The sequence below is a fragment of the Actinomadura sp. NPDC048955 genome (genome assembly GCF_040649435.1).
Lineage (GTDB): Bacteria > Actinomycetota > Actinomycetes > Streptosporangiales > Streptosporangiaceae > Spirillospora > Spirillospora luteofluorescens.
Genome location: NZ_JBEZJI010000014.1, coordinates 149,435 through 160,781, shown reverse-complemented (window position 1 = coordinate 160,781; position 11,347 = coordinate 149,435). Strand labels below are relative to the sequence as shown.

The following is an 11,347-nucleotide window of genomic DNA, read 5'->3' as shown; positions in this document are numbered from 1 at the left end:
CTAGACAGCTCCACTTCACAACCGGAGGCCTTCATCTGTCAGACAGACTCACCGATGCCGAGCGGTACAACCTCCCTGGACATCACAGCTAGTCGGCCACGAGGCGGGAGCCCCAGCCGCCGGGGGCGTACTCGCGCTGGCGGCGGACGACGTAGCGGCCCGGCGCGCAGCCGGACGCGCCGTGCTCGGGATGCAGAAGGTAGACGGGCGCGGACGCCTCGAAGACGCCGATGGCCAGGCCGCCGGGCTCCGACACGCCCCGCGTCCAGCGGCAGGTGCCGGGGTCGGCGACCAGCGTGTGCGGGTTGCCGCCCGCGACGCCCCGGAGCAGTTCGACGCCCTCGGGCGGCACGTCCGTCCATTCGGCCTTAGGCCAGAACGACAGCGACTGGGTCTCCGCCATGGGGACGACGATCAGATCGCCCTGGGCCTGGATCCCGTCGACGACGGGGATGCTCACCGACCGGTCGAGATGGTCGAGGACGGCGAGCCCGGTCTGCTGGGAGAGGGAAGCGAGAGTCACGGTCACAGAGATCACCTTTCAGGTTCGGCGGACGAGGCGTGCGTACTGCTCGGCGGACAGCCCGTAGGTCCATCCGGCCGCGGCGAGCGGGTCGTCGAAGACGCCGGGGACGGCCAGCCCGTACCGGCGGCGGCTCCCGTCGCGTTCGACGGAGCCGTTCACGGCGAGCAGGATCCTGGCCTGCTGGGGCGTCTCCTCCAGCCCGGTCTCGTAGAGCCGCAGCTCCGAGCCGGGGTTGCCGGGGTCCGGCGCGGCGGCCACGGGCCGCAGCCCGGCCCGCTCGATGTACTCGCCCCAGCCGATGTTCTCGACCGCGCACCGCCGGACCTCGACGTTGGCCTCCCGCGCGATCCGCTCGACGCTCGGATCGTCCACCACCCAGGCCGGCACCCTCGTGCCGTGCCAGGCGTGCACGTCCCAGCCGTCGGCGTACCGGAGCGCGGGACCGTCCGAGCGGTGCAGGCGCACCTCGCCGTCGTCGCCCGAGACCTCCGTGTGGACCTCGACGGGCCGCTCGGACACGACGCAGACGCCCTCGCGCGGCCACCACCAGCCGCAGGACCGGGCCGGAGTCGCCCACAGGTCGAGCAGACGCTCCTCCTCGGACGTGTAGACCACGCCGGAGGTCCGGCGAACCGCGTCGTAGTGGGCGCTCCAGGACGGGCACAGGGCCGCGTGCCAAGCGGAGCCCTGCCCGAACCTCTCGTGCTCCCCCAGAAGCGCCATGCGCAGCGTGCTCCGGGCGGAGTCCGTGATCGGCGCCCGGACGAGCTGCCGGATCATCGGGTCCAGCACCCGCGAGCTCCGCATGACCCGGGTGTCCAGTTGTACGAACAAGTCACCGACCAGCCTGCGGAAACGCGGCGGCAGATGCCACTCGGACAGCCGGTTCATGCTCTCGGACGGCCGCGGCCGGACGCCGGGCGGGACGGTCTCCAGCGCCGCCAGCGGCGACGGCACCCAGTGGAAACGGGGCGGATCGAGGCCGATCAGCCGATACAGCTCGGATATGGCCGCCTCGGCGGCCGGACGGTCGGCGGGCGCGGTGGAGAGCAGATGCCCGAGCCACTCCGCGCGGACGGCGGCAGCTTCCCGCTGCGCGTCGTCGCTCACCGGACGGGGGCGGCAGCGCCCCTTTCATTGATCATGCGCAGGATGGTGGCACACCACGCCCGCTCTGTCCACACCTGAGCGAACGCGCCTGAGCCTCCTAGGCTGGTCCTGCCGGCGGGACGGGCTGAGCGTCCTAAGGCCCGTCTCGAAGGGGCCTCGGCCACGCGCGCGAACGCGTGACCTGGCCGGTGGAGCGAAGCCGGAGGCGAGCGGAGCTGGGCAGATCGCGAAGCGATGCCGCGTTCGCCCAGGCCAGGTCACGTAGCGAGCCGCCAGGCGAGCTACGTGGGCCGGGACTGTTGAAACACAGCCGCCAGGCGAGCGAAGTGGGCCGGGACTGTGAAAACACAATCTAAGGCGTCTTAGGCATGCCTAGATAAGGCGTCGTCCCGATGTTGAGGGTGGGGCCTTAGGACGAACCTTGTACATGTCGGGCCAAGAGGGCCCGGCAGGGACAAGGAGAAGCAGATGTTCAGCCAGGAGTTCATGAAGGTCGTCATCGAGGACCGCGTACGAGTGCTGCGGGCGGAGGGTAAGAACAGCCGGCGCGCCCGTATCGCGAAGGCGCTCAAGCGGTGAGCCCCGCAGCCTGCGTCCCAGCGGTCACGCCCCCGTCGTCTCCGACGGGGGCGTTCCTCATTTCGGGGCGCCCGCGGGAGCGAGGGGGGCGCGGCCCCGGATCAGGTCGGCGGCGCGTTCGGCGATCGCGATGGTCGGGGCGTTGGTGTTGCCGCGCGGGACGGCCGGCATGACCGAGGCGTCCACCACGCGCAGGCCCTCGACGCCGCGCACCCGCAGTTCGGTGTCGCAGACGGAGTCGCCGGCGCCCATCGCGCAGGTGCTGGTGGGGTGGAACAGCGTCGCGACCTCGCGGCGGACGAAGTCGGCGATGGCCTCGTCGGAGTCGACCTGCTCACCGGGGGCCCACTCGCCGCCGACCAGGGACGCCAGCGGCCCGGAGGAGGCGATCTCGCGGGCCTGCCGGACTCCGGCGACCAGGATGTCCAGGTCGGCCTTGTCGGCGAGGTAGGCGGGATCGATCAGCGGCTTGGCGTGGGGGCTGGCGGAGCGCAGGGTGAGCGCGCCGCGGCTCGCGACCGCGACGGCGGTGACCATGACCGACAGCAGCCGCTCGGACAACTCGGTGAGGCCCTGGTCGACGAAGGGCGTCGGCAGGACGTGGTACTGCAGGTCGGGGGCGGGCAGGCCCTCCACCGTGCGGGCGAACCCTCCCGCCTCGGCGACGTTCGAGGCGAAGGGGCCGCGCGCCAGGGCCTGGTAGAGGGCGAAGGAGCGGGCGTTCGCCAGCTCCCAGATGGGCTTGGTGCGGGGGGTGGCGAACATGACGTTCACGAACGGGTGGTCCTGGAGGCGCTGCCCCACCGGGGAGTCGACCAGGACGTCGATGCCGTGTGAGCGCAGGTGGTCGGCGGGGCCGACGCCCGAGAGCATGAGGAGCTGCGGGCTGTTCACCGCGCCCCCCGACAGGATCACCTCCGCCTCGGCGCGGGCCGACATCGTCTCGCCGCGCGCCTCGTAGCGGACGCCGGTGGCGCGGCCGTCCTCGATCACGACGCGGGTGGCGAGGGCGTCGGTGACGACCGTCAGGTTCGGGCGGTACTCGATCGGGTGCAGGTAGCCGGCGGCGGTCGACCAGCGGCGGCCGCGCTTGTGGGTGACCTGGTAGAAGCCGACGCCGTCCTGGTCGGCGCCGTTGAAGTCGTGGTTGGCGGCGAGGCCGTACGCCTTGGCCGACTGCACCCACGCGCGGGTGAGGGGGTGCCGGTAGCGCAGGTCCTCGACGCGCAGCGGGCCGCCGACGCCGTGGTAGGGGAGCTCGCCGCGCTGCTGGTCCTCGGCGCGGACGAAGTAGGGCAGCAGGTCCTCGTAGCCCCAGCCGTCGCAGCCGTGGGAGTCGCGCCAGTTGTCGTAGTCGTACCGGGCCCCGCGGATGTAGATCATCGCGTTGGTGGACGAGCTGCCGCCGAGCGTGCGCCCGCGCGGCCAGTACACGCTGCGTCCGGCCGCGTGCTCCTGCGGGACGGTCGCGTAGTCCCAGTCGAACGGCCCCTTGATCAGCGTGGCCACGGCGGCCGGGATGTGGATCTCGGGCGCGTCGTCGGGCGGGCCCGCCTCCAGCAGCAGGACCTTCACGGAGGGGTCCTCGGTCAGTCGGGCGGCCAGGACGCAGCCCGCGCTGCCCGCTCCCACGATGATGTAGTCGTACACGGCGGCCTCCGGGGTCTTTCCGAAACCCTACCGAACGGGCTTCTGCCAGCGGCAGGGCTAGGCTGCCACCATGGCGAAGAACAGGGACAATCCCGTCGTGCTCTCCCGGATCTACACCCGCACGGGGGACGACGGCACCACCGCGCTGGGCGACGCGTCCCGCACGTCCAAGACCGATCCGCGCCTGGCCGCCTACGCCGACGTGGAGGAGGCCAACGCCGCGATCGGCACGGCGCTCGCGCTCGGGTCCCTGCCCGAGGCTCTGGTCACGCTGCTGACCCGCATCCAGAACGACCTGTTCGACGTGGGCGCCGACCTGTGCGCTCCCGTCGTCCCCGAACCGAAGTATCCGCCGCTGCGCGTCGAGCCGTCCTACATCGAGCGGCTGGAGGAGGCCTGCGACGAGTACAACGCCGACCTTCCGACGCTGCGCAGCTTCATCCTCCCCGGCGGGACGCCCGGCGCCGCGCTCCTGCACGTCGCACGGACGGTGGCCCGCCGCGCCGAGCGGTCCGCCTGGGCCGCGATCGAGGCCCACGGCGACTCCGGCGTCACGCCCGAGGGCGGGGTGAACCCGCTGACGGCCAAGTACCTCAACCGGCTGTCGGACCTGCTGTTCATCCTCTGCCGCGTCGCCAACGCCGAGCACGGCGACATCCTCTGGAAGCCCGGCGGGGAACGCTGAGGCGTTCCCGGGGGTGGGGCTAACCCCACCCCCGGTCGACCGGCTCTCCTCCTGGCGACGCCGGCGCGCCTGGAGCAGGCTTGGCCGGACGGGCGCACGCCGACGACGGGGAGAGACCAGTGAGGACCCTGACAGCCACGGCCGCCGCGGCGGTGACGGCGGCGGCGCTGGCCGGCTGCGGCAACGTGAGCGTCGGCCGACACCAGCAGGACCGCTCCTACAGTGCGCCCGCGGGCACCGCCGGACTGAGGATCACGGCGCACGGGGGCCGGGTCGAGATCACCGCGTCCGACTCCCCCGGCATCAGGATCACCGAGCGGCTGCGCTGGTCGAACGAGAAGAACAAGCCGAAGGCGCGGCACGTGTCGGAGGGCTCCACGCTGGCGCTGTCGTCCTCGTGCGGCAGGAACGTGATGGGGTTCGCGGCCTGCGGGGTCTCCTACCGCGTCCAGGTCCCGCGCGGCACGCCCGTGCAGGTCGACAGCGGGGACGGGACGATCGAGGCGTCCGGGCTCGCCGGGACGGTGCGGCTGCGCAGCGGCAGCGGCGCGATCAGGGCGACGGACCTGCGCGGGGCGACGGTGTCGATCAGTGCCGGCGACGGCTCGGTGCGCGTCACGGGCCGCGCGGCGACCGCCGACCTGCACGCCGGCACCGGCTCCGTCACCGCGGATAACCTCACCGCCGACCGGCTGAAGGTCCGCGCGTCCGACGGCCGCGTGGAGGTGAGCGGGCGCGTCGCCGCCGCCGACCTCGGCACCGGCACCGGCTCGATCTCCCTGGACGGGCTCGCCGCCGACCGGCTCACCGTGCGGACCGACGACGGCGGCATCACGATGCGGCTGGACTCGCCGCCCGCGAACGTCCGGGCCACGGCCGGCACCGGCTCGATCCGGCTGCGCCTGCCGGCCGGGGAGAGTTACGCCATCGCCCTGTCCGCCCAGGGGGGCAAGCGGATCGACCCGGCCGTCCACCAGGACTCGCGGTCCGCGCGGCGCGTCGACCTGCGCGCCCGCGACGGGGACATCACCGTCACCCCGAAATAGGTCATCACAGTCATACCGGACTATCGGTCACGCCGGAGTTGACCCGCCCCGCAGTTTCCGGACGGTCAACCATGGTGCTCGCGGCCAGTAGCACGATGGAGACTCACCATGACCGACTCACCCGACGGCCTCGCCGAGGATCTCGCCGACCTGCGCGCGGTCGTCGAGATCCACGGCCACGGTCTCGCCAGGCACGCAGAGGTCATCAAGGGACTTCGCGACCGGATCGGTTCGCCCGCTTCCATCGATGCCGACGAGACCGCCGGCCGGCCCGATGACGAACATCCGCTCGTACCGTCCTTCCTGCTGTATCTGGACGGCCCGGAGCACACCCTCGAACTCGAGACCATGGCCAAGTGGGTGAACTACCTTCTGGTCCCCGTCTACATCAACCAGGTGAGCCCGCTGCGACCGTGGTGCTCGCACTGGTGGGAGCATCCCGAGGCGCTCGCCCGCCTGCACGCTCTCTGGATCGCCTGGCAGGGGCTCACCGACGCGCCGGCCTGCGGGCACACAGGCCCCAGCGTCTGGCACCGCGACCACCTCGATCCCGCGCTCGCCCGCCTCCGCGCCCCCGACGGCCCCTTCGCAGAGTGCATGCTCGATCCCGCGCGGCCCGCCCACAACGCGAACCCCACCACCCCCATCGAGGACTTCGGGTCGCCTCTTTCGCCTCCGGAGTGACGCCGCCTCGGACGAGCCTGCCCGCCGCTAACGCACCAGGTACGGGCCCTGCCAGAGCGGCTCGTAGGCCCCGTCCAGGGCCGGAGCGCGGCGGGCGCCGCCGTTCACCGCGACCGTCGTCCGGGCCAGGTGCTGCAGGACGTGCGCGACACCGTCGGCATTGCTGGCGAGCATCTTGAGGTTGACGTTCCGCAGGCGGTCGCACTTGGCGTGGTAGCACGGGTCGTACGCCTTGCCCGCCCTGCCGCCGAACGCCTTGGCCTCGGCGGCGGTCTTCACTCCCTCGGCGCCGGTGTCCATCCCGCCGGCCGGGATGCCCCGCTCGATGAACGGCCCGTAGTCGGAGCGCCCGTTGAACTGGCTCTCGGTCACCGGCAGGCGGCGGCCCTTGAAGTACTGCCGGAACATCCTCTCGATCGCGCCCGACCCGGCCGGGGCCTGCGTGCCCGTGCCGGTCGAGTGGTCGCCGTCGTAGACGCCCCGGGTGCCGTTCGGCGAACCGAGCATGTCGAAGTTCAGGTTCAGCGCGATCCGTTCCCGCTGGGCCGCGGGCAGCGATCGCAGGTACTGCTCCGACCCCTGAAGCCCCTCCTCCTCGGCCCCCCACCAGGCGAAACGCACCCGGTTGCGCAGGCCGTCCTTACCGAGCTCCTTGATCTTGGCGGCGATGGCCAGGAGGGTGGCGGCGCCGGTGCCGTTGTCGTTGATCCCCGGGCCCGCCGGGACGCTGTCCAGATGCGCGCCGACGACCACGACGTTGTCGGCCCGCCCCTGCCGCGTGTCGGCGATGACGTTGGCCGACGTCCGCCTGCCGTGCACGGCGTCGGTCCTCACCCGCAGCTTCACACCGCCCTTGCGCGCCGCCTTCACCAGCGCGGCGCCCACCGCGTGGGTCGGCCCGACGACCGGGATCGCGGCCGGCTTGGACAGCGTCCCGTTCACCGGCCCCTTCTCCCCCGGCTTGTTGAAGATCACCACGGCGGACGCGCCGGCCGCCTTCGCGCGGGCGGCCTTGACCGCGAACGTGCAGGTCCCCCGCTGGACGAGCGCGATCGAGCCCTTCGCGAAGCCCTTGAAGTCGCCCGCCTCGCAGCCGCTCGTCCCCTCGCCCTTGGCCGGGACGTCCACGGCCGCCGCCGGCGCCGTCACATCCCCGGAACCGGAGTACGCGAGCGTGAGGAAGTCGACCTCCCGCTTGTAGGACGCCTTCGACGGCGCCGTACGCGCGAACGTCGCGTGCGACCGCTCCCGCCAGTACGGGTAGGTGAACTTCTGCACCTTCGGCGAGAACCCGATCCTCTTCAACCGGCCGGTGACGTACCGCACGGACACGTCGTAGCCGGCCCTGCCCGCCGCACGGTTGCCGCCGTTGTAGTCGGCGATCTCCTGGAACGCGGCCAGATGCGGCTGGATGTCCTTCAGCGTGACCAGCGCCGCGAGGTCGGGACGCGCCGGCGCGGCACCGGCCATCGGCAGGGCGAGCGGCAGGAAGGCGGCGGGCAGCGCCACGGCCGTGCCGAACAGGAGCCTGCGGGCGACGGGATGCCTGCGGCCGGTGAGGAGCATGCGCACGTGCACTCCAGCGGACGGAGTAGGGAGCGGACCAGCGCGATCCTCACCCCGCGCCCCCGGCCGCCTCAAGCAGCGACGGCACGGCAAGGCCGATTCGATACCGGGTTCTTACCAGCTCATTCCCGGACCGCCCTCATCCGGGCCAGCCCTCATCCGGGCCAGCCCTCGTCCGGGCCCGTGCTCATTCGGGCCCGTGCTCATTCGGGGAGTGCAGGTCCACCGGGAAGCCGGGCGGGGCCGCCTCCAGCCACGCCAGGAACCCGGTCAGGGCCGCCGCGCCCATCGCCAGCTCCACCACCAGGTCGCCGTCCCTGACCTCGATGACGCTCACGTCAGGCAGCAGGCCCTCGGCCTCGTCCCGGCCCGGGACGCGCCGGTTGGACACGACGAGGCCCCGGCGGTGGATCACCTGCCGGGGCCGTCTGCGGAAACCGAACACGCGGTGCCAGTGCAGGACATCGCCCTTGTAGCGGCCGATGCCGAGCCTCCACACTCCGGGGGCTCCGCCCTCCTGGGGCAGTTCGCGCAGGCTGCACTCCACGGTGCCGCCGCCGCGCGTGAACAGCCAGCGGCGCACCGCCATGGAGGCGAACAGCAGCGCCGCCGCCAGGACGAGCACGGCGAGCACCCCGCCGACGTCCAGTGCCAGGTGCTCGCCCAAGTCCCCCGCCGTCCGCCCGAACCTAGGCCTCGACGCCCGCCGCGCGCAGCCGCGCCCTGGCGCGCCGCTCCGGCGTCGCGTCCTCGCCCTCGGCGGACAGGGCCTCGTCCAGCGCCCGCTTGGCGTCGTTGACGTCGATCTCTTCGTCCCGCTCGACCTGCTCGGCCAGCACCGACACCTCGTTGGCGGCGACGGAGAAGAACCCGCTGCCGACCGCCGCCAGGACCGGCGCACCGCCGTCCGCGGGCTCGATCTTCACCACGCTGCCGTCGAGGAGCACGCCCAGCACCGGGGCGTGGCCCGGCAGGATGCCGAGCGAGCCCTCGATGGTCTGCGCGACCACCATCTTGGCCTCGCCGGACCAGACCTCGCGCTCCGGCGAGACCAGCCCGACCTTCAGGGTTGCCACGTCATTCCCTCCGACTACTGGAGCGGATCCGGCGGGCCGCCCCGGGCGCCGAGCCCGGGCCGACCCGCCGGAGCGGACTACTTCTCCAGCTCCTTGGCCTTCTTCTCGACATCCTCGATGCCGCCGCACATGAAGAACGCCTGCTCGGGGAGATGGTCGTACTTGCCCTCCGCGATCGCCTTGAACGAGGAGATCGTCTCGTCCTTCGGCACCGTCTCGCCGGGCTGCCCGGTGAACTGCTCGGCCACGTACATCGGGTGCGACAGGAAGCGCTCGATGCGCCGCGCCCGCTGGACGGTGACCTTGTCCTCCTCGGAGAGCTCGTCGATGCCGAGGATCGCGATGATGTCCTGCAGTTCCTTGTACTTCTGCAGGATCCGGATCACTTCCTGGGCGACCTCGTAGTGCTCGTTCCCCAGGATCTGCGGGTCCATGATCCGCGAGGTGGAGTCGAGCGGGTCCACCGCCGGGAAGATCCCCTTCTCGGAGATGCCTCGCGACAGCGTCGTGGTGGCGTCCAGGTGCGCGAACGTGGTGTGCGGCGCCGGGTCGGTGATGTCGTCGGCGGGCACGTAGATCGCCTGCATCGAGGTGATCGAGTTACCGCGCGTCGAGGTGATCCGCTCCTGGAGCACGCCCATCTCGTCGGCCAGCGTCGGCTGGTACCCCACCGCGGACGGCATGCGCCCGAGCAGCGTGGACACCTCCGAACCGGCCTGCGTGAACCGGAAGATGTTGTCGATGAACAGCAGCACGTCCTGGTTCTGCACGTCGCGGAAGTACTCCGCCATCGTCAGCGCGGACAGCGCCACCCGCAGCCGGGTCCCCGGCGGCTCGTCCATCTGGCCGAACACCATCGCGGTGTCCTTGAGGACGTCCGCCTCGTCCATCTCCACCCAGAGGTCGTTGCCCTCACGGGTGCGCTCGCCCACTCCGGCGAACACCGAGGTGCCGCCGAAGTTGCGGGCGACGCGGCGGATCATCTCCTGGATGAGGACGGTCTTGCCCACACCCGCGCCGCCGAACAGGCCGATCTTGCCGCCCTTGACGTACGGGCACAGCAGGTCGATGACCTTGATGCCGGTCTCCAGCATCTCGGTCTTGGACTCCAGCTGGTCGAACGGCGGAGCGCTGCGGTGGATGCCCCAGCGCTCGTTGATCTCCAGCGAGGCGGTCGGGACGTCCAGCGCGTCGCCGAGGGCGTTCCACACGTGGCCCTTGGTGATGTCGCCGACCGGCACCGCGATCGAGCGGCCCGAGTCCGTCACCGGAGCGCCGCGGACGAGGCCGTCCGTCGGCTGCATCGAGATCGCCCTGACCATGTTGTCGCCGAGGTGCTGGGCGACCTCGAACGTCAGGGTCTTCGCCTCCCCGCCCAGGGTGACCTGCGCGTTGAGGGCGTTGTAGATCTCCGGGATGGCGTCGGCGGGGAACTCCACGTCGACGACCGGTCCGATGACACGGGCGACGCGCCCGGTCGCGGTCGCCGTCTCTACCTGAGCAGTCATACCCTTCTCACTCCCCGCCAGAATCGGCGAGCGCGTCAGCGCCACCGACGATCTCGCTGATTTCCTGGGTGATCGCCGCCTGCCGCGCCTGGTTCATCTGGCGCGTGTAGACCCCGATCAGTTCGTTGGCATTGTCGGTCGCCGACTTCATGGCCCGCCGGACCGACGCCTGGAAGGACGCCGCCGACTGCAGCAGCATGTGGAAGATGCGGCTCTCGATGTAGTTCGGCAGGAGCAGGTCGAGCGCGGCCTGGGCGGACGGCTCGAACTCGTACGCCGGCGGGACCTTGGCGGCCTCGGACTCCGAGGCCTCCTCGATCTCCAGCGGCATCAGCCGGGTGACCCGGACGGTCTGGGTCAGCATCGAGACGAACTCGGTGTAGACCACGTGGATCTCCCCGACCCCGCCCTCGGCGTCGGTCTTGAGGAAGTCCTCGGCCAGCCGCCGCCCGATCCCCTCGGCGTTGCCGAAGTTCGGGCGGTCGCTGAACCCGCGCCAGGACTCGGCTACGTCCCGGCCCCGGAACCGGTACCAGGTGATGCCCTTGTTACCGACCACGTAGGGGACCGGCTCGCGGCCCTCGTCCCGCAGCGCCTTGATCAGCGACTCCGCCTCGCGGAGGACGTTGGCGTTGTAGGCGCCGCAGAACCCGCGGTCGCTGGTGATGATCAGCACGGCGCTGCGGTTGTCGGCCGGCTGCTCCTCCAGCAGCGGATGGTCGATCCCGACGTGATGGCTCACCAGCGCGGTCAGGGCCTGCGTGATCTGGTCGGCGTACGGCTTGGACGCCGCCACCGCCTGCTGGGCCTTGACGATCCGCGACGTGGCGATCATCTCCTGGGCACGAGTGATCTTGGCGGTCGACTTGACCGTCTTGATCTTCTGCCGGAGTTGACGAAGCTGTGCGGCCATCGCC

Annotated in this window: 11 protein-coding genes; 3 read left to right on the top strand and 8 right to left on the bottom strand. The window is 71.6% G+C overall.

Features of this window, described 5'->3' with window-relative positions; all coding sequences use genetic code 11:
• Positions 1–88: 88 nt before the first annotated feature.
• The 3 genes from AB0C84_RS16900 to AB0C84_RS16890 form a co-directional block, all read right to left on the bottom strand.
• Complete coding sequence (locus tag AB0C84_RS16900) at positions 89–529, bottom strand: hypothetical protein (RefSeq protein WP_361066655.1); 441 nt, start codon at positions 527–529, stop codon at positions 89–91.
• A 12-nt stretch (positions 530–541) separates the two neighbouring features.
• Positions 542–1,636 (bottom strand): DUF6745 domain-containing protein, encoded by a 1,095-nt coding sequence (locus AB0C84_RS16895; RefSeq protein ID WP_361066652.1) that lies wholly within the window; start codon positions 1,634–1,636, stop codon positions 542–544.
• Positions 1,637–2,272: 636 nt separating this feature from the next.
• Positions 2,273–3,865, bottom strand: coding sequence for a GMC family oxidoreductase N-terminal domain-containing protein (locus AB0C84_RS16890; protein WP_361066649.1), 1,593 nt, complete (start codon positions 3,863–3,865; stop codon positions 2,273–2,275).
• Between the two features lie 70 nt (positions 3,866–3,935).
• Between AB0C84_RS16890 and AB0C84_RS16885 the strand changes: the two genes are divergently transcribed.
• From AB0C84_RS16885 to AB0C84_RS16875, 3 genes are all read left to right on the top strand, one after another.
• Positions 3,936–4,550 carry a cob(I)yrinic acid a,c-diamide adenosyltransferase gene (locus tag AB0C84_RS16885; protein WP_361066646.1) on the top strand — a complete coding sequence of 205 codons (615 nt, stop codon included), beginning with the start codon at positions 3,936–3,938 and terminating at the stop codon, positions 4,548–4,550.
• 119 nt (positions 4,551–4,669) lie between these two features.
• A complete protein-coding gene (locus tag AB0C84_RS16880; RefSeq protein ID WP_361066643.1) occupies positions 4,670–5,596 on the top strand; it encodes a DUF4097 family beta strand repeat-containing protein in 927 nt (308 codons plus the stop codon).
• A gap of 108 nt (positions 5,597–5,704) precedes the next feature.
• Positions 5,705–6,280, top strand: a complete 576-nt coding sequence (locus tag AB0C84_RS16875; protein WP_361066640.1) for a DUF4913 domain-containing protein — start codon at positions 5,705–5,707, stop codon at positions 6,278–6,280.
• A gap of 27 nt (positions 6,281–6,307) precedes the next feature.
• On the opposite strand, the gene AB0C84_RS16870 is transcribed toward AB0C84_RS16875, so the two are convergent.
• The 5 genes from AB0C84_RS16870 to AB0C84_RS16850 all read right to left on the bottom strand — a co-directional run bounded on the left by AB0C84_RS16870 (position 6,308) and on the right by AB0C84_RS16850 (position 11,343).
• Positions 6,308–7,846: a M28 family peptidase gene (locus AB0C84_RS16870; RefSeq protein ID WP_361066667.1), complete on the bottom strand. Its 1,539-nt coding sequence runs from the start codon at positions 7,844–7,846 to the stop codon at positions 6,308–6,310.
• Between the two features lie 187 nt (positions 7,847–8,033).
• Positions 8,034–8,513, bottom strand: a complete 480-nt coding sequence (locus AB0C84_RS16865; RefSeq protein WP_361066637.1) for a DUF2550 domain-containing protein — start codon at positions 8,511–8,513, stop codon at positions 8,034–8,036.
• Between the two features lie 22 nt (positions 8,514–8,535).
• The gene (locus tag AB0C84_RS16860; protein ID WP_179846415.1) at positions 8,536–8,922 is read right to left on the bottom strand and encodes a F0F1 ATP synthase subunit epsilon; all 387 of its coding nucleotides are present in this window, start codon (positions 8,920–8,922) and stop codon (positions 8,536–8,538) included.
• A 77-nt stretch (positions 8,923–8,999) separates the two neighbouring features.
• Positions 9,000–10,430, bottom strand: a complete 1,431-nt coding sequence (gene atpD, locus AB0C84_RS16855) for a F0F1 ATP synthase subunit beta (RefSeq protein WP_258945617.1) — start codon at positions 10,428–10,430, stop codon at positions 9,000–9,002.
• A 7-nt stretch (positions 10,431–10,437) separates the two neighbouring features.
• Positions 10,438–11,343, bottom strand: coding sequence for a F0F1 ATP synthase subunit gamma (locus AB0C84_RS16850; RefSeq protein ID WP_258945618.1), 906 nt, complete (start codon positions 11,341–11,343; stop codon positions 10,438–10,440).
• Positions 11,344–11,347 lie beyond the last annotated feature (4 nt).

Bases quoted from the DNA above. Each gene is read 5' to 3' on its own strand.
- AB0C84_RS16885 (WP_361066646.1), top strand. From the start codon at position 3,936: ATGGCGAAGAACAGGGACAATCCCGTCGTGCTCTCCCGGATCTACACC.
- AB0C84_RS16875 (WP_361066640.1), top strand. From the start codon at position 5,705: ATGACCGACTCACCCGACGGCCTCGCCGAGGATCTCGCCGACCTGCGC.
- AB0C84_RS16870 (WP_361066667.1), bottom strand. From the start codon at position 7,846: ATGCTCCTCACCGGCCGCAGGCATCCCGTCGCCCGCAGGCTCCTGTTC.
- atpD (WP_258945617.1), bottom strand. From the start codon at position 10,430: ATGACTGCTCAGGTAGAGACGGCGACCGCGACCGGGCGCGTCGCCCGT.
- AB0C84_RS16850 (WP_258945618.1), bottom strand. From the start codon at position 11,343: ATGGCCGCACAGCTTCGTCAACTCCGGCAGAAGATCAAGACGGTCAAG.